General features: G+C 53.8%; 20 protein-coding genes. 16 read left to right on the forward strand and 4 right to left on the reverse strand.

Annotated elements, in window-relative coordinates; genetic code table 11:
• Positions 1-21: 21 nt before the first annotated feature.
• Positions 22-390: a flagellar hook-basal body complex protein FliE gene (fliE, locus tag A3709_RS17845; protein ID WP_197484276.1), complete on the forward strand. Its 369-nt coding sequence runs from the start codon at positions 22-24 to the stop codon at positions 388-390.
• An 89-nt stretch (positions 391-479) separates the two neighbouring features.
• On the opposite strand, the gene A3709_RS17850 is transcribed toward fliE, so the two are convergent.
• From A3709_RS17850 to A3709_RS24900, 3 genes are all read right to left on the reverse strand, one after another.
• Complete coding sequence (locus tag A3709_RS17850) at positions 480-827, reverse strand: flagellar protein FlaG (RefSeq protein ID WP_197484277.1); 348 nt, start codon at positions 825-827, stop codon at positions 480-482.
• 125 nt (positions 828-952) lie between these two features.
• The gene (locus A3709_RS17855; RefSeq protein ID WP_066057699.1) at positions 953-4468 is read right to left on the reverse strand and encodes a tetratricopeptide repeat protein; all 3516 of its coding nucleotides are present in this window, start codon (positions 4466-4468) and stop codon (positions 953-955) included.
• Between the two features lie 359 nt (positions 4469-4827).
• Positions 4828-6360: a flagellin gene (locus tag A3709_RS24900; RefSeq protein WP_066057702.1), complete on the reverse strand. Its 1533-nt coding sequence runs from the start codon at positions 6358-6360 to the stop codon at positions 4828-4830.
• A 214-nt stretch (positions 6361-6574) separates the two neighbouring features.
• Here A3709_RS24900 and A3709_RS17865 point away from each other — a divergent pair, with 214 nt between their 5' ends.
• The 8 genes from A3709_RS17865 to flhC all read left to right on the forward strand — a co-directional run bounded on the left by A3709_RS17865 (position 6575) and on the right by flhC (position 12759).
• Positions 6575-8212, forward strand: a complete 1638-nt coding sequence (locus A3709_RS17865) for a PilZ domain-containing protein (RefSeq protein ID WP_066057705.1) — start codon at positions 6575-6577, stop codon at positions 8210-8212.
• A gap of 112 nt (positions 8213-8324) precedes the next feature.
• Positions 8325-9677, forward strand: coding sequence for a flagellar filament capping protein FliD (gene fliD / locus A3709_RS17870; protein WP_066057708.1), 1353 nt, complete (start codon positions 8325-8327; stop codon positions 9675-9677).
• Positions 9678-9716: 39 nt separating this feature from the next.
• The gene (gene fliS / locus A3709_RS17875) at positions 9717-10151 is read left to right on the forward strand and encodes a flagellar export chaperone FliS (RefSeq protein WP_066057711.1); all 435 of its coding nucleotides are present in this window, start codon (positions 9717-9719) and stop codon (positions 10149-10151) included.
• Between the two features lie 4 nt (positions 10152-10155).
• Positions 10156-10548, forward strand: a complete 393-nt coding sequence (locus tag A3709_RS17880; protein ID WP_066057714.1) for a flagellar protein FliT — start codon at positions 10156-10158, stop codon at positions 10546-10548.
• 506 nt (positions 10549-11054) lie between these two features.
• On the forward strand, positions 11055-11390 hold the full coding sequence (locus A3709_RS17885; protein ID WP_156507840.1) for a hypothetical protein: 336 nt from the start codon (positions 11055-11057) through the stop codon (positions 11388-11390).
• Positions 11374-11670: an EscU/YscU/HrcU family type III secretion system export apparatus switch protein gene (locus A3709_RS17890; protein ID WP_066057719.1), complete on the forward strand. Its 297-nt coding sequence runs from the start codon at positions 11374-11376 to the stop codon at positions 11668-11670. The genes A3709_RS17885 and A3709_RS17890 overlap by 17 nt, the downstream gene beginning before the upstream one ends.
• Positions 11671-11889: 219 nt before the next feature.
• Positions 11890-12210, forward strand: coding sequence for a flagellar transcriptional regulator FlhD (gene flhD, locus A3709_RS17895; protein WP_066057722.1), 321 nt, complete (start codon positions 11890-11892; stop codon positions 12208-12210).
• A 27-nt stretch (positions 12211-12237) separates the two neighbouring features.
• Positions 12238-12759, forward strand: coding sequence for a flagellar transcriptional regulator FlhC (flhC, locus tag A3709_RS17900; RefSeq protein WP_066057726.1), 522 nt, complete (start codon positions 12238-12240; stop codon positions 12757-12759).
• A gap of 3 nt (positions 12760-12762) precedes the next feature.
• Here the strand turns inward: flhC and A3709_RS17905 are convergent, their stop codons facing one another.
• Positions 12763-15144, reverse strand: a complete 2382-nt coding sequence (locus A3709_RS17905) for a bifunctional diguanylate cyclase/phosphodiesterase (protein WP_156507841.1) — start codon at positions 15142-15144, stop codon at positions 12763-12765.
• 280 nt (positions 15145-15424) lie between these two features.
• On the opposite strand from A3709_RS17905, the gene motA reads away from it, so the two are divergent.
• The 7 genes from motA to A3709_RS17940 all read left to right on the forward strand — a co-directional run bounded on the left by motA (position 15425) and on the right by A3709_RS17940 (position 21487).
• On the forward strand, positions 15425-16285 hold the full coding sequence (gene motA / locus A3709_RS17910; protein WP_066057732.1) for a flagellar motor stator protein MotA: 861 nt from the start codon (positions 15425-15427) through the stop codon (positions 16283-16285).
• Complete coding sequence (locus A3709_RS17915) at positions 16282-17184, forward strand: flagellar motor protein MotB (protein WP_066057735.1); 903 nt, start codon at positions 16282-16284, stop codon at positions 17182-17184. The genes motA and A3709_RS17915 overlap by 4 nt, the downstream gene beginning before the upstream one ends.
• Positions 17162-19273, forward strand: a complete 2112-nt coding sequence (gene cheA / locus A3709_RS17920) for a chemotaxis protein CheA (RefSeq protein WP_066057737.1) — start codon at positions 17162-17164, stop codon at positions 19271-19273. The genes A3709_RS17915 and cheA overlap by 23 nt, the downstream gene beginning before the upstream one ends.
• A 125-nt stretch (positions 19274-19398) precedes the next feature.
• Positions 19399-19785 (forward strand): chemotaxis response regulator CheY, encoded by a 387-nt coding sequence (gene cheY, locus A3709_RS17925; RefSeq protein ID WP_255359757.1) that lies wholly within the window; start codon positions 19399-19401, stop codon positions 19783-19785.
• Positions 19785-20504, forward strand: coding sequence for a protein phosphatase CheZ (cheZ, locus tag A3709_RS17930; protein WP_082850194.1), 720 nt, complete (start codon positions 19785-19787; stop codon positions 20502-20504). The genes cheY and cheZ overlap by 1 nt, the downstream gene beginning before the upstream one ends.
• A 24-nt stretch (positions 20505-20528) precedes the next feature.
• On the forward strand, positions 20529-20891 hold the full coding sequence (locus A3709_RS17935; protein ID WP_066057745.1) for a response regulator: 363 nt from the start codon (positions 20529-20531) through the stop codon (positions 20889-20891).
• A 95-nt stretch (positions 20892-20986) separates the two neighbouring features.
• Positions 20987-21487 carry a chemotaxis protein CheW gene (locus A3709_RS17940; protein ID WP_066057748.1) on the forward strand — a complete coding sequence of 167 codons (501 nt, stop codon included), beginning with the start codon at positions 20987-20989 and terminating at the stop codon, positions 21485-21487.
• Positions 21488-21490 lie beyond the last annotated feature (3 nt).

Consider the following 21490-nt stretch of genomic DNA (forward strand, 5'->3'; position numbering starts at 1 on the left):
CCTCAATCTTTAGAAGCTAGTATGGAATTTGTTATTGTGCAGGGAGCACTGGTTATGGTGACGCCACCAGGCGCGCAGAAGGCGATGCTGTATCAAATGCAGCAGTTGTCCATTGAGGCCCGGCATGAGCCTGTCGAAGGTCATGGCGTCAGGCATTCAGTCGGCGAGGCAGGTTTCGCCGATGAGCTGCACAGCTCTCTGCTACGAATTAACCAGCTGCAGTCTACAGCCCGCGAGCAGGCGATGGCTTTCCAGGCTGGCGATTCAGGCTATAGCCTGAATCAGGTTATGGTGAATTCGCAGAAAGCTTCCTTGGCCTTCGAGGCAGGAGTCCAGCTACGCAACAGGCTGCTCACCGCGTACAAGGAAATCATGAACATGCAGGTGTAGAGCATGCAGTGTGCGGGGGCGCCGGCAACGGCTACTAGTGCTACCAGGCCAATAGTGCTGCTAATCCATGTTTTCATCGTGCTAAATCCTCAGGCTATTTGATCAATAATTTGAGCGCTCAGTTCTTCACGGTGCGCTGCAACACGCAACATTGCTTCACTGGGCATCTGGCGAGTAACTTCGCCGCTGTCGCTTTCGACGATCTGGATTCTCACCTGGTCAATGTTCTTAACCAGGTCGAACTGGAGAGTGTACGGACGCATAACTCCGTTAATGCGCTGCAAGTCACGGGCGCTTAAGGGCGAGGGCTCTGTTCTCACAGCGAGCGCGCCATAGGCGACACGATAAGATAGCGTGGCATCATCTATTATCCGCGAACTATTCTGGCTGTTCTTACCTTCCGTCCGCGTGGTGCTGCGGCTGTTATCTGCGCTCATTGTCAATGGGCTGGCTGTGATGGACATAGGCCTCTACCCACCCCGTTTTTTCGAGATACTCGTGCTCTTTGAACACTCACATCTACTCTATCGGCAGTGGAAATCTCGACTTTAGCGCCTTTACTTCAGGCAGGGTCGTGCGCATAGCTTTCCCAAAGCGAGCGCAAGGCAGCGCGATCGAGGTCTTCACGGACAGTAAACACACCCGCGGTTTCCACCCGCTCCACCAATTCTAGAAACTCTAGGATCGGGTGGTACTGTTCACGGTTCCAGAAATCATGAATGAATATTCTGGTGCTTGCGAGGTTCGTATTGTGGCGAAGAGTATGCTCTATCGCTCGTGCCGCGCAGGCGACCCGGAAGCGTCCATCGACCAGAATCAGGTCGAAGGGTTGCTGTAGCTGATGAATGGCGCGACTGTAATCGACGAACAGCTCCGCAAATTTGTTTGAGGTAGGCATACCCCACTCGCCGACCTCTCCGATATCGACTGCCACAAGGTGGCAGCGATCTCCCAGCTCGCGCGTAAGGGCGTTAACCCACTGCGCATCGCTCTCAACGCCGTGGACTTCTAGACCAGCTGCTACTGCCCATACGGTGGAACCGCCAGAGCCAAACTCGAAGTAAGACTCAGCAAAAGACAGGCATCGGGCAAACAGCTCCCGTTCATCCCGCGACATATGTGGTGCAGTTGGGAGATTGAATTCTTTGTCCTGATTTTTGGCAGTCCCGGGTCGCACAAAACTTTCCAAGGGTGCCTGTTGCGGATTCTCCATGTGGGCAGCAGCGCGAATGTACCGCTGCGCGAGATCGGGATCAATGCGGTGGATTAACGATGCTGGTAAATCCCTAATATTGAACACATTGTGCAGTATAAAGCTCAGCGTCAGTAGCTGCTCAATCTGTAGCTTGGCAAGCCTGGCTTCACAGGGCACAAACAGCAAGTCCACCGAGTCCAACTGACTTGCCGGGAATGCGTTCTGTAGGCCATCGCAGGAACTCACTCGCTGTAAATCAGTAAGACAATGAAGGGTAAAGCCGGATTCCGCTGCGCTGGCGATCAAATGAGATAGATCAGGTTGGTGCAGGTAGCGCGGTTGGGTAGGGCAGCGAATTTGTAGAAGCAGAGTAGATTCCAGTGTTTTGCGCCCGTTCTCGAGGATAGTGAGCGGGTTTCCCGAGGTGTCCAGAATGAGCCAGTCAAGTTGGTTCATGCCCTCGATATCATCCAGCGCCAACGTACTAATGGGCAGGGTGGTAAGTACCTGTGCAGGGAGTTGCATGGCGCCCGGCAGGGCGTCGGCGGGTAGCGGCTCGCACACACTGCTCCACGCCGGGTCGATGCACGCGTGCAACACACTCGGTTTGCCGTCACCCAGCACCGTGTGCTGGAAAACTTGCACATTTTCGCGGGTGCCATCGTCGTCACTGCGTGGCACGCGGCTGGCGGGATCGAAGCCTATAACCTGAAAGGCATTGGTGCTGGCCAGTGCGTCAAAACCTGGGTCAAGCAGTAGTTTGCTGCCGCAATCCATGACCACTATGTGGCGCTCCAGAGACCACACGAAGTCGGGCTGCACCATACTGTGATTGGGGTCTCTGGGGTTCGGCAGCTCGTTAATCCTGACGCTGGTGAACGTATCTTCATTGGCAAACTGCATTTGCCCGTTGGGGTTGAAAGACAAGGCAGTCGGGTTTTTGCCTGAGCAATGGCGTTGCCAGATTGCACGCAGCGCGCTATTTAGGTGGCGCGCAAAGCGATGCGCGTCGCAGACGGGCGAGTGTTGCAATTGCTGTCGTAGAGAGCTGCGATAGTGCTCCAGTTTTGGGATATCACTGGCGAGGCCTATTGCGATTCGTCGATAGTCTTGCCAGTTTCTGGCCACAAGGTGAGCCAGGCCTGCATTGGTTAAGTGCGTTGCCGAGTGGCGCCCTGCGAAAGTAGGTCCAGGTAGAGTGATGACCGGCACGCCCATGAGTATGGCCTCGCAGGTCGTCAAACCTCCCGAGTAGGGCCAAGGGTCAAGCGCGATATCTACGCGATTGTAGGCGTCCAGAAGTTCAACGTGCGGCGATCGACCCTCAATATGAATCCGGTGCTCGTCAATGCCATGGTGCTTGAACATAGCCCGTACCCGTCCACATAACTCTTCAGAGCCGAATTGACTGCCCTTGAGGAACAATCGGCTGTGTTCCACAGCCAGCAACAGGCTGGCCCATTGTTCAATGAGCTGCGCATTGATTTTGGTGGGATTGTTGAAACACCCGAAAGTGATATACCCATTCTCGAGAGCTGGCACGGCGCCAATCGACGGGGTGTCCCCTCTGGGGATGTAGCAAATGTAGTCATCGGGGAGACGTATCAGTTTCTCGGTGTAGAGGTGATCAACCCCTTCAGGCGTCTCTACGTGATCGGTGATCATGTAGTCCATGGCCGTCAGGCCAGTGGTATTGATTTGCCCGCCAACCCATTTGACTTGCAAGGGCGCGGGTCGCATGGCGATGGTCTTGCAGCGATTGCCCTCGGTATGTCCACATAGGTCGATAAGGATATCTATCCGGTCCTCTGCAATGCGTTCTGCCAACTCCTCGTTGCTGAGCCTGATGACGGATCGCCATTCATCCGAGCGACGCTGGATGAGCTGTGTGTAGGGATCAAACTTGTCATTCATGGTGTAACAGTAGAGCTCGATATCCTCCCTGGGCAGGAACTGAAGGCAGGAAGTGATCATCTGCCCCACTGGGTGAATGCGAAACCCTGCTGAAATCATGCCAACTCTAATACGGCGATCAGGATCCTGGTCGACCGTCGCGCGCGCTACGGGAGCTTCTGTCGCAAACAGTGCATCCCAGTTGAGATGAGCCTGGTGAATAGTCTCAGCGCTCAGATGGGGGTTATAGTGCATTAACAACAAGTGATCGCTTGCCAGAAGGAAATTGGTCGGGTCCAGTTCACGACTCGCCTGGATCTTGTTTTCTGCGTCCTCAAAGCGTCCCAGGTTGTAATAGGCGTTGCCCAGGCTGTGCAGCAATATCGCGTTGTCCGGCTCCAGCGCACACAAGCTCTCCAGCAGTTCCGCAGCTTCGCCATGGCGAATGGCGCGCAGCAGCAAATTGGCCTTCTTCTTGAGAAAGTCACGATGCTCAGGGCTGTAAAGCAGCGCGTTATCCAGCAGCTCTATGGCCGCGTCATACTGACTCTTGTCGGCCATCTCCCGGCAAAGCCATAGCAGCGAAGAAGCGAAATCAGGCTCTATTTCCAGGGCCCGATGCATCAGTTTGATGGCTTCTTCAGTTCTGCCCTGAGCATGATACACCCTGGCAAGGCTGTTGCAGACTTCGGGATCTTCGCCTTGCAAGCTCGCGGCGCGGTTCAGTGCGCGTTCAGCTTCATCCAGCGCTCCGTTGCGCAGGAGAGATGATCCCAGTGCTTTCCAAGCAAAACGGCTGTCCGGATAGTGGGCGGCAAACGACTCGGCCAATTCGAGGCAGGATTGGTTATCGCCGGCCTGATGCAGGTCTACGTACTGCTGCTGTTTCTCTATAGGCACCTGGCCAAAGGCGACGTGGTTTACCTCTTGAAGCTTAAGGCGTGCTGATGGCGCGGAAAAAGGTGTGGCCTGGCTAGACTTTTTATTCATGTTCAGAATACCTCGGGTTCGTCCCGGTTTTACTTCAGTCTGCAGTGTAGGCAGGTTGAGCCGTTGCCAATGAGGTGAATAAGACGAACAAAAGGGCTCTTATCGTCAGACAAAAAAAGCCCCCAATAAAGGGGGCTTGGAATTACGGGCGATTTCCCAGGGGAAGGAAAGATAAGAGCCCGTTGACCTAGATGGGTGCAGTTCGCGTCCCCACGCTGACTGCGAGAATTCCACTATAGTCACACCTTGTCCTCTTCAAAGTGTGTATAAACAGAGGAAAAGTACGCTATTTTGTCTTTATTATAATCCTACTCCCAAAAAACGCCCCATCAGGGGCGTTGAGTGGAGCCGCGTGACGACTATCCAAGCAGGCTGAGAACAGTCTGTGGTACCTGATTGGCCTGAGCGAGTACCGAGGTGCCTGCCTGTTGCAGGATCTGGGCTCGGGTCAGGTTTGATACTTCAACCGCATAGTCAGCGTCTTCGATTCGAGATCGTGCTGCAGACAGGTTGGTCGACGTCTCGGCGAGGTTGGTAATGGCTGATTCAAAGCGGTTCTGTGCTGCACCCAGTTCGGATCGTAATACGTCAACTTGAGTGAGCGCCGCGTCGAGCGTGGCAAGCGGGTCCGCGGTTAGCTGATTTCCTAGTGAAACCGTGCCATCAGTGGCTATTGTTGCTTCGTAGTAGGCGGTGTTACCGTCTGCGTCATTGCCACTCACCACGTAACCGCTGCCGTCCGAATACGCGTAGACATTGGGGTTGGTAAGTGCAGTGATGCCGCTGACGTCAACGCTCACAACGTCATTGTCGGTAATCTGAGTCAACTGGGCGCTCAAGGCTGAAACCGTTGCTGCGCTGCTCGTGATCGCATTGGTTCCAGATGTATAGCTAACCACCCCCGTGGTAAAGTTCACCGATGCGGTAAAGTAGTTGTCGCCGCTATCTAAGGTGACGTAGTAGTCACCCCCAACATCCTGATAAAGCGCCGGTGTTGCTGCAGAGTTGGTATCTGATACTACGCTTAAATCATCAACATTAATGGTAATGCCGTCGCCGACGAAGACACCATCGCCAGATGACACCGCGGTGATCTCGCCGCTGCCGGTACCGAGATCACTTGCAGTTTTAGCTGTGCCGGAACTATCGAAAGTCACCACGCCAGTGGTGGTGTTGTAGTCGGCCACATAGCCCTGGCTGGTGGCCGCATCCCACACGTAGAAGCCATTGTCCGGGTCGTCACCTGCTACATAGATGTCATAGCTGGCGCTGGATCCGCCGTCTGCGAATGTCGCATTCTTCACGTCCAGCGTTTGGGTAATTTCCGTGGTTGCTGAGCTTGATAACTCGTTCGACAGCAATGTATTTTCGACCTGGAAACCCGATAGCCCCAGCGTGCTCGCTGACGTTTCCCGGAGGTTCATCGTAATAGCCTCGCCGTCATTCGCGCCGACCTGAATAGTGAAGGTGCCGTCGCCGGCAAGTACGTTGACGCCGTTGAACGAGGTTTCCGCTGAGATTCGATCAATCTCATCCAGGCGCGACTGGATCTCATTCTGAATTGAGGTCAGGTCACTGGACGAGTTCGTCCCGTTGGCGGCCTGAACACTGAGTTCGCGAATGCGCTGTAGGTTGTCGTTAACCTGGTCCAGTGCACCCTCAGCCGTCTGGGAGATGGAAACACCGTCGTTTGCATTGCGTTGAGCCTGCATCAAGCCGGTAATTTGTGATGATATCCGGTTTGCGATGGCGAGGCCGGCTGCGTCGTCTTTGGCACTGTTAATTCTCAGTCCCGAAGACAGACGCTCCATGGCGGTGGATAAAGCGCTTTGCGAACTTCCCAGATTTTGTTGGGCGACCAGCGCGGTGATGTTCGTGTTGATAACTGACATGGTCGTATTCCTTTTCAGGTTTCTCGTTCATGAATGCCGAAGCGCTCGAGCTTGTGCCCCTGCATTGACGGCCGTTTTGCCGTTAGGCTGTGTTTCGGCCAGTCGCCAAAATCCTTTAGCACTGCAATAGCAGAAAATGTTCTATATTTCTCGCGCAATGATTGTCGGATGCGCACGCAGCGGCAGAATAGTCGGGCTGACGTCGAGGTCGGAAATGTTTGAAGAACAGCCAACTAAGCAGGATCTACTTGAGGGGCGAGATGACATCTGGCAATGGCTGGAGGGCTTTGTTGGCGTAGGCGGCCTGTGGATCCGTCTTGACGCAAGCCCAAGTGAAGCTTGCCCAGTGGTGGTTGTGGGCTTAGAAGAGGGCGATCAATTAGCGCTCGAAGTGGTCGATGCTAACTTGGCTGAGCGGGCACATTCTGCAGGGAGTTCCATCACCCTGTTTACCAACGAGGGTGTCAAGTACGCCCAGAGCAACTCACTTCATATAGAGCACTGTCACGTGCTGGAGAACGCCGCAACTGTCTACACAGGTTTGCCAGAGTGCATAGTCATTAACGCGAGGCGTGGCGAGTTTCATGCAAGGCTCAGAAAGGATCTCGATTGCCCCGTGACCATCAGCGGTCCTGGCTTGATCAGGCCGGTACAGGGTGAACTGGCGGACTTGTCGGTGGGAGGGTGCCGTGTTCATCTGTCCAGCCACGCCTGTTATATGCAGCCGGAATGCCCAGACTATTCAGTGGAAGTTGCGTTTCCCAGTGGCGAGTTGTTCCAATCCTCAGCTGAGGTTCGATATCTGGATCTGTCTGAAGAGAATTTCTCAGTCACAGCGGGATTTAAGTTTCATTCCTGTTCGGCGCAGCATGAGAGCCAGGTTTGGCAGCTGGTTCGTGACATTGAGCGGGAGAGTGCCCGGGCTGCCGACTCCGAGCGTGATTTTGAGCCATCCGAGCTGTTCAGGCCTGTTTCATCAGTCGACAATGAAGTACTTGACTCTAGGAAGCCGCTTTCCGCTGCAGCCGTTCGATTACGCCATATTGCAGACAGCCTTTGTTTTCAGTGGTACAACCTCAGGAGCGGTAAATCGCTGTCCATGGAAAGTATGCTGTGGGCGGCAGAAGATCTGATTGTACTTGCGGCAAGCGACGCCGAGGAGGCCCTGTTTGCCACTTTGGACGATCCAGGCCACCCAGCATTGATTTGGCATGACGTCTGTCTGGCAGTACGGATGGCCTGTGTTGCCCGCCATTGCGGTTTGCCCGAGGGTGAGCTGAAAGCGGCGGTGGCCTGTGCGTTGGTTCACGACGTAGGGTATCTGGTTAACGGCAGCTGCTCTTTGGAGCATGCATCTAGGCCGGTATACCAGGCCGAGGCCGTGGCTGTCATAAAGTCAGCTCTTGCACATTGCAATTGGATTCCCGATGCAACCGTTGAGGCCGTGCTGGATAGTGGGGCCTGTTCGCCACCGAACTGTTCCAGAACTCCCCTGGGGAAACTGGCGTTGTTACTGGGGCTGTTGGACTGGCAATGCCGCGATGTGGCCAACAAGGCTGCGCAGCCCTGGAACTCCGCTTTACAGCGCGTTTGCTCCGACTATCCGGATCTTGCCGACTGGGCTGATATCACTGTGGCTTGTTTTGGAAAGATGCCAGTGGCCAGTCGGGTCTGTGATCCTGATGACAAAAACTTCTGGGTGCGTGCCCTGGATGCCGATCAGCGTCCCGCCGTTCTAGTGCCCTGTGGTGAGCGATGCCTCCCAAATCGAGAATCCTTGCAACGCCAAATGATGGAGCTGCAAACAAAGTCACTGCGCCAGCTACTGGTGCCAGTTAATACTCACATCTAACGCCGGGCTTAAGTTCTACCTCGCAAGGGCCGATACAATCTGTGTGCCTGGTGTCCTGATTTCAAAGTTACCTGAGTCCATGGCACGACTGACGACGGCGTGGAGTTGAATTATGCCCACAATTAGTGCACTTGGTATCGGCTCTGGTCTGGATTTGAATGGCTTGCTGGATCAGCTAAACAGTGCTGAACGCGAGAAGCTTGTTCCGATCGTGGACAAGCAGCGCTCGTTCGAAGCTAAGCTATCTGCGCTAGGACAATTCCGATCAGCGCTGGAGTCATTTCAGGACAAAGTCGATCAACTTTCGGACGGTACGGCATTTCAGTCGGTGACAAGTTCGTCGACAAGTGAAGGCATCAGCGTAGCTGCCACTCGCGATGCGGTGCCAGGGCAATACAATATCGATGTTACCCAGCTGGCTGGCACATACAGTATCGCGACAACGGGTCTGGATGCCCGTGATGAGTATCTTGGTGCTGGCACTATTACGATTACCCTTGCCAACAATACCAGCGTTGAAGTTGATATCGATGGCGAGGCAAGCACATTGAATGATGTGCGTGATGCGATCAACAAGAGTGGGATCGATATACAAGCCAGTGTTGTCGATGACGGTAGTGATGCGCCCTACCGTCTTTCCATAGGCTCAGTTGAAGCTGGCGAGGATGCTGCCATTACGAATATCGACTTCGGCGCGCTGGCGGGTTCGCTGGTGCTGGATGACGCCACCGAAGTGCAGGGGCAGAACGCACAACTCACTGTTAATGGTATTGATATCGTCAGCCAGACAAATCAGGTCGAAGGCGCTCTCGAAGGACTGACTTTGGCATTGCTAGAGGAGGGCGAGGTCGGTGTTCGAATTGATGTTGATAATGAAACCATTCGTTCCGGTGTCGCTGAATTTGTCGAAGCCTATAACCGGCTGCAGACAGAGATCGATAACCTGACGAGATATGAACCTGAAAGTGGTGTGTCCGGTGCGCTGCTTGGAGACTCCACCCTGCGTTCGGTTCAAGTGCAATTGCGCGGCATCTTTACCACTGGGCGTCCCGAAGGTGAGCTGGTCCAGTTAAGCGATAGTGGTATTGCAATGCAGTTAGACGGAACGCTTGAGGTCGATGAAGACATCCTGTCTGACATCGTCGAGGAACAGTTGGCCGAATTGTCAGCATTCTTCGCCGGCGATGACAGTGGTGATGGTATTGCCGAAAGATTGTCAGCGGCCTTGCAAGCACTGCTGGATTCGGATGGCATTATCAACAGTGCAAGCGATAGCCTGGATCGCCGTATTGACGCACTCGATCAGCGTCAAGAGCGGGTTGAGGCGAGTATTGATCGAACAGTAGAACGCTATCGCAAGCAGTTTTCCCAGCTGGACATTCTGGTGGGTAACCTGAATTCAACGAGTGCGTACGTAGCGCAGCAATTTGACATTCTCAACGCCCAGTTGTCGCAGCGCGTATAGCTAGCTGCATAGAGACATGGGGCTCGGAGTGTTTGAGCAATGGAGAGTAGAGAAGTGTATGGTCAACAACACATAGTTCCGGGTAATTCGGGTGCAGGCGCCTACGCTAGAGTAGGGCTAGAGAGTGGGGTAATGTCGGCAGACCCACACCAGCTCATTGTTCTGCTCTTTGACGGCGCTGAAAGCTGTATCCGCAATGCGCGCATTCATGTCGAAATGGGTGCGATCGCCGAACGCGGCCGGTCTATTTCGAGAGCGGTCGATATCATAAACCAAGGGTTGTTGGCGGCACTTGATATGGAGCGCGGTGGAGACATATCCGCCAATCTGGCGAGAATCTACGACTACATTATAAGGTTGCTGCTGGAGGCGAACGTACGTGTCGACGTGACGCTTCTCGATCAGGCAGAGCACCTGCTTCAGGAAATCAGTTCGGCCTGGCGAGAATTGGCCGTTACGTTACGCAAGGAGTGACTCTATGCGCTGTGAACTTGTAAATGACGCCGCAATATCAGAACCACTCTTGCCTTACGACGATCTGATGGCGAGTGCCCGCAGGATGCTACGGCAGGCGCGAGCTTCCCAATGGTCCAGTCTGGCCACCGAACAGCTGGAGTTCTGTAAAGCCTGGGAGCGTTTGGAACATTCTGGTGTTAATGCGTGCCTGAACGAGCCGCAAGTCGCCCAGCGTGATCGCCTAATCCATGAAGTTGACGTTCAGGTGGATGAAGTCTGGCGGCTATTAAATGAGCGTCAACTCGAGCTGAGCCGCGAACTGTCTCGTCAGGGTGCCGCCTTGTTGCCGGATTTCTGCGTAACCAAGAAGGCCGGTTTTGCTCATGACGGGCTCTCCGGACGAGTACCGTGCTAAACCAGATTGGTGTGCTCATTGAGTCTGTTGCAAGATTTGGCGCCGTAGACAGGCTCAGGGTATCTCGGGTGGAGCCAGTCCGAAGTGCGGCTGACAAGCCAACCGATCAGTTGGCAAGCCGTACCAGCAATGCCCATAAGACCAATTCTATTGCCCATTTGAGCGCCCCGGCGAGATTGCTGGCAGGTATACTCGGGTCAGATCCTCCTGAGGCGCGCGCGATGATCCGGTCGGTAGGCCATTTAGCCCAGGATGGAATAGCAAGCCCAGAGGCGGGCACATTNATAGCTGTGCGNTTGCAGAGGAGCATATGCTCCAGTGGACTTTTCTACGAATCCCACTTACGCCAGTGGATTCATGGGCGGCTCACACTGGAAACGCTATTGCGGGAGCCACAGGTTCGGATGTGGCGGCACGACCAGGCTGATTTGCCACCCCTACGTTCCCTGGTGCGGCAGCAAGTCGATCTCCTCTCCAGGCCGGTGTTAACCTGGGAGGGTGAGCTGATGCCTGCGATTCCCCTGACGCTCAATGTCGACTGGCTGTCGTCGCCCCGTGGGCGCAGCGCGCCTCGCGAAGGCTACGATGGAACGTCAGATGCTGAGCCTCTGACGCGTTGCCGAACTCGCATTCAGATTGTGCTGCCTGCCCTGGGTAAAGTAACTGCGACACTTGTGGATGGCCCACGTGGCTTCTCATTTGATCTGCAATGTGCCAGTCAGCGCGGCCTAAGGGCCTTACGGTCACTTTCCGAGGTCTGGCGGGGTCAAGTGCAGCACAAGCTCGCCACGGAGGTGGCTGTGATGATCAACCGGTCTGATATCAGTGCAGCATCCAGATAACAAGACTCATTCGCTTAAATCCAGTGCTGTGGCGCTGAGGTATAAAGTGTCCGACGATCCTGCGCCTCGTGTTGTTGCGCGCGGATATGGCGCTATTGCTGAGCGAATTATCGAAGAAGCGAAGTCGCATGATGTATTTGTGCACGACTCACCCGAGCTTGTCGCTCTGCTTATGCAAATCGATCTCGATGAATATATTCCGCCGCACATGTATACCGCAATCGCAGAGCTGCTCGTTTGGCTGTCTGCTGTTGATAAGAAAGTCGCTGATGAGCGCTGATAATAGAAATTTGAGTAAGCCAGGACATCGGATTATTTGCAGTGTATTTAAGCTCTCAAGACATTTATTTCGAAAAATTCACGATTTCGCTCAGCATATCTGATGCTCTGCTATACTGAAGCCAGTTTGTTCGTGATCTCCGCGGGGATCGCGGTTGCCAAATAGGTTCCATACTCGCACGCGTAGTTTTCGGCTGCGCGATCAAGGATAGACGCGGCTATGATTAACAGAGACACGCTTGATGAAATTCAGGAGATGAACATGACATATCTTCTTCTGGCCAAGCAGCTCCTCAGCGATGATCGCGCTGCGGCTATATTTCGTTTAGGCATTTCTGAAGATGTGGCTGACTATATTCAATCTCTCCCGTCACGCAAGCTGGTGCAGATCGCCAGAAGTAGCCAGCTGATCTGTGCTCTGCGTTTCTCTGAGGTTAGAGAGTTGGAAGTAACGCTGGCCACCCGGCGTGATCACATTGAAACACCCAGTCACCAGGCCATTCTGCTGGCCTCTAAGCTAGCGAATACAGTGGAACAATGAGGGTTTCAATCATTACGGAGCGATGCAATGACGACTCGTAATATAGTCGAGGAGTCACGGCAGGTTCAGCTCTGTATTGACCTCATTGAATTGGGGGCGCGCCTGCAGGTTTTGGAGGTGGAAACTGATCTGAGTCGCGGTAGACTGCTGAAGTTATATAAAGAAGTCAGGGGTGAGTCACCGCCGCGTGGGATGCTGCCTTACTCCATCGATTGGTTCCTGACTTGGATGCCGAATATCCATTCATCACTGTTCTACAATATTTACCGGGCGCTGTCGCAGGGGCCCGGTAGCGAGCGCATCAATAACTTTATTGGCGCCTACTCGCTCTACAAAGAGCAGCTCTTACTAGATGAGATGGAACCAGTGCTTACACTAACGCGGGCCTGGACTTTGCTGCGCTTCTGCGAAAGTGGCGTGCTGGACACCTGCTGCTGTGAGAAGTGTGGTGTGGATTTTGTGCGACACCCCCAGGATCTGCATACCGGATTTGTCTGTGGTATATGCCAGCCGCCATCCCGCGCCGGTAAAACGCTGGATCGTTCCTGACCGCTATTTTTGTCCGGCCTGGTCGAGCCAATAGACGTTGCTCGATTCTTGCTGTAGCAGCGGTTGTTCGAATGCCCTCAACCATTCCAGCAGGCTATCTGCCGCAATCGGTTTTTGAATGCCGTAGCCCTGGCCGAGCTCGCAGCCCATGTCGAGAAGCATCTTGGCGTGTTCGTCAGTTTCGACACCCTCTGCGACAACAGTGTGATGCAGCTTGCACGCCATACTGATTACTGCCTTTACGAGATGCCGGCTCTCCGTCGATGACAGGATGTCGATGATAAACGACTTGTCTATCTTAAGTGTATCTGCCGGAATGCGCTTCAGATAGGTTAGTGAAGAGTAGCCGGTGCCGAAGTCATCCAGAGCGACAGTAATACCCATATTCTGAACTTTGCGCACGATACTACAGGCTCTTTCGATGTCCGTCAGAGCTGCTGATTCCAGAATCTCTATTTCGAGCAAAGCGGGGCTGACCCTAGGGTGACGCGCCAGAAGCGCTTCCAGATCGTTCACAAAGTGATCACTCTGAATGTAGCCTGCATCGATATTGACGCTGATCTGCAATGGATAGCCGTGCCGGGAGAATCGCTCAATCTGCAGCATGACCGCTTCCATGACCCATCGATCTACTTCAATAGCTTGATCTGTCCCACTGACCAGGGGCAGGAACTGATCCGGGAAAACCAGACCGTCCTCAGGATGCTCCCATCGCAGCAGTGCCTCCGCGCCTAGCACCTGGCCGCTTCGCATATTGACGAGTGGTTGTAGGTGAATACATAGCTCATTGTTTTCTAGTGCGTATCTAAGACGCTCCAATCGGCGTCGATTACCATCTTCGATGCGGTGGCGCTCCGCATCGAACAATTCGATGCGATCGCGCCCCTTGTCTTTGGCTTGGTACATAGCTTGGTGAGCGTGCCGCACCAGTACCTCGCCGCTGACGTCGGCGGAAGGGTAGAACGAAGCGCCGATGCTGGCTGTGAGGTAGATTTTATGTCGATTGCTTAGCTGATAGGTGCCGCGAATCGACATCAGCAGGCGTTTACCGTAGGCCATGACCATTTCCGGGCTTTCGACGCCAGCTAGTACAAGGGCGAATTCATCCCCACCAAGCCTCGCTATGTAGTCAATCGTTCGCGACTGTGAGCGAAGCCGGTTGGCCACTGCGATCAGTAGTTCGTCGCTAATGGTCTTGCCGAATCGTTCGTGGACACCCTGGTAGCAATCCAGGTCGATGTAGCAAACTGCTAGGTGACGGTTGAACACGTTGGCGCGCGCGAGGTTAGAGCGTAGATGGGCAAGAATGCCCTCGCGGTTACCCAGTCCGGTGAGGGAGTCTGTATCAGATTCGCGGTCGATCGCCGCGGCTTCTGGGGCGCGACATGCTTGATCGGAGATTAACGCGATGTACTGTGCGTTTTTACCAACGTCCGGCTCAAACTTAACGATTCTTTCCTCTGCGAGGAATACTTCACCTTCACGCGTGCGGTTCCAGGTGCGGCCGTACCAATTGTCTTTGCGCCGCAGCGCACTGCGAATACTTGCGGCACATTTCCGGTCTTCTGGATCTGCGCGAAATCGCTGTATGGGCTGACCGAGTGCGCTGGCACGGCTGCTACCAATGAGCGAGAGAAAGGCAGGATTCACGTCTATAATAGTAAATTGCTCATCTAGGAGGAGCAGTGCGTCGTGATGCTTGTCCCACATTGTCTCTGCAAACTGGATCTTCCGCTTTAGGTGATGGAGGTGGGTTATGTCTCGGGTCATTATTCTCAGTAGTTCCAAACCCTCGCGATTGGATTCCGCAGGTTCGATCTGAATATATTTCTCGTGGCCGTCTCCACAGCATATAACGAATTCCTGGGGCTCTAGCAGCGGTTCTTTCACAGCACGTTGGATTGTCGTCCAGAGTGACGTGGTATTGGATTGTTCCAGGTTGTTGGCGAGTATGCTTGGCGGCATCCACCCTGTCCGGGTGACTCCGAGGTGCTGACGAGCCAGGCTATTTACCATGAAGCCATCGGCATCGCTATCATAGAAGATCACGCCAATTCCTGCAGTTTTCAGGCAAGGGTCATCGAGCAGTGCTGCTTTCGCGGTGGCAGATGCGTCGCCCGGATGGCCATCCAGTGGCAGGGTTACAGGCAACGAATTGCCCAACAGGGTAGCGCCAAGCAGCAGAATCACCAGAACAGGCAGGCTGATGGCCGGTGAATTGATAAGACCTGAGGTCGCCAGGTATATGGCACTAAATCCACCAATCACCAGTAGCAGGGCGGCGAGTGATACTCTAAGACTGCCGCTAACCCCATGATTAAGCCGGGCTATTTGCTGCGCTGTGGGTCGGCTTTTCGGCCCTTTATCAGAACTTGACTGGCTCACCGCTATGCTCTCTATTGTCTGTCTGCCTATAGAGATAATCGGCTGGCATCACTGCCATCTTTAACTCGCGGTGATTCTCAATCACTGTTTCCCATACTGGTAGTTCCGGCCCCTAACAGGAAAAATAGGCGCGATATTGTCGCCTAATTGCAACATAGTTGATGCTGAATCTTGCTTACGATCACTGCGCATTCGATAGCGATGCTGCAGTGCGGTAAAGCTCAGCTCTAAGGTGCCGATACACTTCTGGTGTAGCTGGCCCAGGGAATGAGGACTTACCTTGCTGATAGCCATTGGTTTTTTAATCGTTGTCGTCTCGGTATTCGGGGGGGTTTTACTGGCTGGAGGACGGCTGGGACCTTTGTTTCAGCCAGCGGAGATACTGATGATTGCTGGTGCAGCGCTGGGTGCTTTTGTCGCGTCTAATAACAGTCAGTCGATGCGCACTACCGTGCGAGCGTTCAAGCGACTGCGGCCGGCTTCTGGATATGGTCGAGCGCTGTATATGGATTTGATGGGGCTGCTCTACGAATTGCTGACCAAGGCTCGAAGGGAAGGTGCACTGGCGATTGAAGCTGACATTGAGGATCCCTCGAACAGCGCTCTTTTTGCTGCGCATCCCGTGGCATCGGCCGACAGACTGATTACTGATTTCATCGCAGACTATCTGCGGCTTACAGCCACAGGGAGCGTTGGTCCCGTTGAATTGGACGAGCTCATGCTGCATGAGATAGAAGTTTTCGAGCTTGAGTATGAAGTACCTGTCAGGTCGCTGCACAGAACTGCCGACGCCATGCCCGCCTTTGGCATTGTAGCTGCTGTACTAGGTGTGGTGCATGCTCTTAGTTGGGCCTCAGCTGGCCCCGATCAGTTGGGCTCGATGATTGCCCACGCGCTGGTAGGGACCTTTCTCGGTCTATTCATCGGTTATGGTTTCATTGCGCCGCTGGGCAGCCGTCTCGAGCGTCAGGGCGCGGAGGTGGTCAAGGTTTTGCAGTGCATACGTGTATGTCTGCTCGCGAATATTCATGGTTATGCGCCTCGTATAGCAGTGGAGTTTGGTCGCAAAGCGCTATTTAGCACTGAGCGGCCCACGTTTCTTGAACTGGAAGCCCATGTTCGTGGGCAGCATGTCATATGAGTGCGGCCTCGGTACCGTTTGTCCTGCGTCGGCAGCGAGCGCGTGATAATCACCAGGTGGGTGGCTGGAAGATTGCCCTGGCAGATCTCATGACGGCCCTTATGGCCCTCTTTCTGGTGCTGTGGATACTCTCTGGAGCCAGTGACACGCAACGCCAGCAGGTCTCGGATTACTTCAACTCACCACTGCACATTCGCCCCAAAGCCCAACTGGCAATCAAAGCATCGAGCCAGGTAAATGGAGAGGGGCTGTTGCCAGGGTCACAGGGGGTCGTGCTTACAGCTGCACGGCAGTGCCCAGCCCCGGCAGCTGCAGAGCACGATGTCGAGACTTTGCGCTGGGAGTTAGACAAAGTGATGACTGCCAATCCAAAGTTGCAGCGTTTGAAGTCGCAGCTGCGAGTGGCCGCCGTGGCCGAGGGAATGAAAGTCGAGTTATCGGACTCTACCCGTGAAACGATGTTTCAGCTAGGTAGCGGTGAGTTGGAACTTGGGATGCGCGAGCTGCTAGCGGCACTCGCCCCGGTGCTGAACAAATTCCCGCAAGCCATCAGCATTACCGGGCACACTGACTCTCTCACCTACCCGGGCCAGCAGGCTGGGTACAGTAATTGGGAGCTCTCCAGCGCACGGGCGAATGCTTCCAGGCGTCAATTAGTTTCCGCGGGTTTGGCCCCGGGAAAAGTGATACGAGTATCGGGAGTTGCCGACATGTTACCGATCAAGGACCAGCCCATTGATAGCCCCATGAACCGGCGCATCGAGATTCTCTTGTTGGATGATGTCGGTCGAACGGCGCTTATAGACTCCAAGACACCAGAAGACCTATTCATTGGCACTTCGGATGCCACGCGACCTGAGGTAGAGGCAGATCACCATGGATCTAAGCGAATTCAGTAAACATTTTTTTGATGAGGCCGACGAACTCCTGTCGGAAATTGAATGTTGTCTACTGAACCTGGATCTCGAACATCCAGATTCTGAAACTCTCAATGCGGTGTTTCGAGCGGCTCATTCGATTAAGGGCGGTGCGGGTACATTTGGCTTTACGATTGTGCAGGAGACCACACACATACTGGAAAACCTACTGGATGATGCTCGTAATGGGAAGTTGATTCTGACCCGGGTTATCGTAGACCAAATTTTGGAAGCCAGAGACATGCTGAAAGATCAATTGGACGCCTACAAGAATGGCACCGCACCTGACCAGGCAAACTTCGAGGCACTTTGTCGCGCCCTCCAGAGAGTAGCAGAGGAAAACAGAACTGACTTTGGCGCGATATCTGCAGTTCAGGGTGGTTCAGCAAACCCTAATCCCTTGACTGCTGGCGAAAATAGTAGCGATTTCGAACTTTTCAACGAAGCAGAGTTGCCGTCCAGTCGCTCACCCGCACAGGTGTTGCTGGTGCAGCTGAACTCCGTGAAAGAGTGTGATAGGGCACTGATAATTGAGGAGCTTGGCAATCTGGGCGACGTGCTTAGTCAATCAGGCGACGCTGAGCTTTACGACATTATCGTGTCGACCAACGAACTCTGCGAAGATCTCGCGGCGGTGCTCAATTTCGTGATTGAGCCGGAGCAGTTAACCATTACTGTCCAGGCAACCTCCGATGCAAATGGCAGTGCAGATGTACCAATCGCGGGGCCCAAGGCAGATCACGCACAGGTTGATTCGGATGTCGATGCACAAGATAGCGCGAACAGCGAAAAGCAGGCTAAGCGCTCTTCCAGCGAGTCGACGACGATCAGGGTAGCCGTCGACAAGTTAGATCAGGTGATCAACCTGGTGGGTGAACTGATCATTACCCAGTCGATGTTGAACGAAACTGCTAATAGTCTTGAGGGCGTCACCAATAGTGAACTGCTCAATGGCATCAACTTATTGCAACGCAATGCCCGTGATCTTCAGGAAGCGGTAATGTCGATTCGTATGCTGCCCATGGACTACGTATTCAGTCGTTTTCCGAGGCTTGTTCGCGATTTTGCAGGCAAACTCGGCAAAGAGATCAATCTGGTAACGGAAGGTGAGTCGACCGAACTCGACAAGGGCCTGACAGAACGCATTATAGATCCACTGACACACCTGGTGCGCAATAGCCTCGACCACGGTATAGAGCTGCCGGAAGTGAGGGAGGCGGCTGGCAAGTCCAGAGAGGGTCGCCTAGTGCTCTCGGCGCAACATGAAGGCGGTAACATAGTGATCGAGGTTCGAGATGACGGGTTGGGCCTAGATCGCGACAAAATTTTGGCGAAGGCCAAGGAGAGGGGTATCGGACTGGCTGAAAATCCCTCTGATCAGGATGTGTGGCAATTGGTATTCACCCCGGGTTTCTCTACTGCAGCCGAAGTCAGTGATATTTCCGGCCGCGGTGTGGGTATGGATGTAGTGAAACGCAACATTCAGTCCATGGGAGGTTATGTAGAGATCGAGTCTGAGCGAGGCAAGGGTACAACCACGCGAATTGTCCTGCCGCTGACGTTGGCGATTCTTGACGGCATGTTGGTGCGTGGAGGTAGCGAAATCTATATTCTGCCAGTGAGCTCCATTATCGAATCGCTTCAGTTCCAGGATGAGAACCTATCCTCCTTGCCAGGCAACATACCCATGCTGCGTGTGCGAGAGGAATACTATCCCGTGGTGGCTATATATGATGCGATGGGTTTGCAGGATACGCGCGAGGAGCGAGACAGCGACGAGCGCAAAACTGCAGTCATGTTACAGGCGGGCTCGTTGAAGTATGTGCTACTGGTTGATGAACTTATAGGTCAGCAACAGGTCGTCGTCAAAAATCTCGAGGATAATTATGGAAGGGTGGAGGGTGTTTCAGCGGCCACCATCCTCGGAGACGGTAGCGTGGCACTGATTCTGGATATTGGTGATCTGTACAGGCTAGGCCAGGAATCGCGGCTCAGCACGCAACGCACTGCAACCAAAAAAGTGAACCCAGCTGACTCCACAGAACAACAGGCTTTGCCTGCCGACGATTAGTGCAAGCTAGGGTTGTAAATGCCAGTTTTTTGTAGCGCTATTCAAGCATTCGGCTCGTAGGGGGCCTGTTAGTTTATTCGCTGTGCCGTGCAGAAGCCGGCGTGCCATCTTGACGGAGGAATCTGGTGAACAAAGATATCAGCATACTGGTTGTGGACGACTTTCCTACCATGCGCCGCATCGTGCGCAGCCTGCTGAAGGAGCTCGGGTTCAATAACGTGGAAGAGGCAGAGGATGGACGTGAAGGGTTAAACAAGCTTCGTGCAGGGGGATTCGACTTTGTAGTCTCTGATTGGAATATGCCGAACCTTGATGGCCTGGAAATGCTCAAGCAGATTCGCTCCGATGACGCGATGAAAGAGCTGCCGGTGCTCATGGTGACCGCTGAGGCAAAAAAAGAGAACATTATTGCTGCAGCTCAGGCCGGTGCAAGCGGCTATGTGGTTAAGCCCTTCACGGCTGCGACTTTGGAAGGCAAGTTGAATAAAATTTTCGAGAAGATGGCAGTCTGATGGAGAACAGTCAGGCCAATATCTCTGCGCCGGAGCCACAACAAACGTTGATACCTGAGGCTAGTGAGTCCGACGAAATGCTCGGCCGCATTGGCACGGTGGTGCGCTCTCTGCGCGAAAGCATGAAGGCGATGGGCCTTGATCGTGCTGTCGAGAGGGCAGCTGAAATGATCCCGGATGCGCGGGATCGCCTCACCTATATTTCGACCATGACAGAACAAGCGGCAGAGCGCGCTTTGAATGCCGTGGACAGAGCCCAGCCCATACAGGATCGATTGCATCAACAGTCGCATGACCTGGCAGAGCGTTGGGCGCATTGGAGCGCCACCCACATAGAGTATGAAGAGGTCAAGTCACTGGTCCTTGAAACCCGGATGTTCCTCGAAGACATACCTGAGCAGACCCGCGAGACCAACAAGGAACTGCTGGAAATTACTATGGCGCAGGACTTTCAGGACCTAACCGGCCAGGTCATCAAGAAACTCATGGAAGTGGTGATCGATGTCGAACATCAGCTGCTCGATCTACTGGTTGATGGACTTTGCCCCGAGCAGGATCGGGACGAGGTCCGGCGTCGCATTTACTCTCAATTCCAGGAAGCGGAGTCGGAATCAAAAGATGGCTCGCTGCTAAACGGGCCTCAGATAGATCCCGCTGGCGATGAAGTAGTCAGTGGCCAGGATCAGGTAGATGACCTCCTGGATCAACTCGGTTTATGAAGGTTGCCCACTGAGGAAATGCCCATGGCAAAAATCATGGTTGTAGATGATTCGGCGACATTGCGTCACATGGTGGTGCACGTGCTACAAGAGGCGGGGCATGAAATATCGCAGGCAGAATCCGCTGAGCAGGCGCTCAGTCGGATCGAGAGTTTTCGTCCGGAGCTTGTGCTAACCGATCTCTACATGGGTGGGCTTGATGGTATCGAGTTGGCGCGCGAGATCAGAACGATACCCGGTTATCGCGACACACCCATTCTGGTATTGAGTACCGATTCAAGTTTGGCAGTAAAGCAACGGGGCAAGGCGAACGGTGTGAATGGCTGGATTGCCAAACCCTTCGACCCCGAAATTTTGCAAGGCGTAGTGCAGAAGGTGTTGCACTAATAGAAAGCAGACGATGCCGAAGATGAAGAAATTCGCGCATTGGCCGATAGGCTCATTGCCCGTTGGCCACCCGCTAGAGATACCGGAGTACAGTTATGAATAATGCAGCTGCGATTCAAGACGATATCGTTGGTGTACCTGGCGACAATGGACAGTATCTGACGTTCATTCTTGCCAACGAGGAATATGGAGTTGAAATATTACGTGTTCAGGAAATCCGTGGCTGGTCGAAGGTGACGCCATTGCCAAATTCGCCTGAGTATCTTAAAGGTGTGATCAATCTACGCGGCACAATAGTCCCGATCATAGACCTGCGCGAGCGCTTCAGTCTCGAATCACTTGAGTATGGATCGACCACCGTGGTGATTGTCGTCAGGGTAGAGAATGGCGAGGAAGACAGGGTCATGGGACTTGTTGTTGATGCCGTATCTGAGGTGTACACCCTGGGCGACAGTCAGTGCCAGTTACCCCCGGAATTTGGCAGCCGCCTGGAGGACAAGTTCGTCAAGTCGCTGGCCTCAGTCGAAGACAAGATGATCATCGTGCTCGACGTCGATGCATTCCTTAACGTCGACGTAAAGGCGAGCCTGGAGTAAGCG

This window comes from Halioglobus sp. HI00S01, from assembly GCF_001635445.1.
In the GTDB taxonomy this organism is placed as follows: Bacteria; Pseudomonadota; Gammaproteobacteria; order Pseudomonadales; family Halieaceae; genus Halioglobus; species Halioglobus japonicus.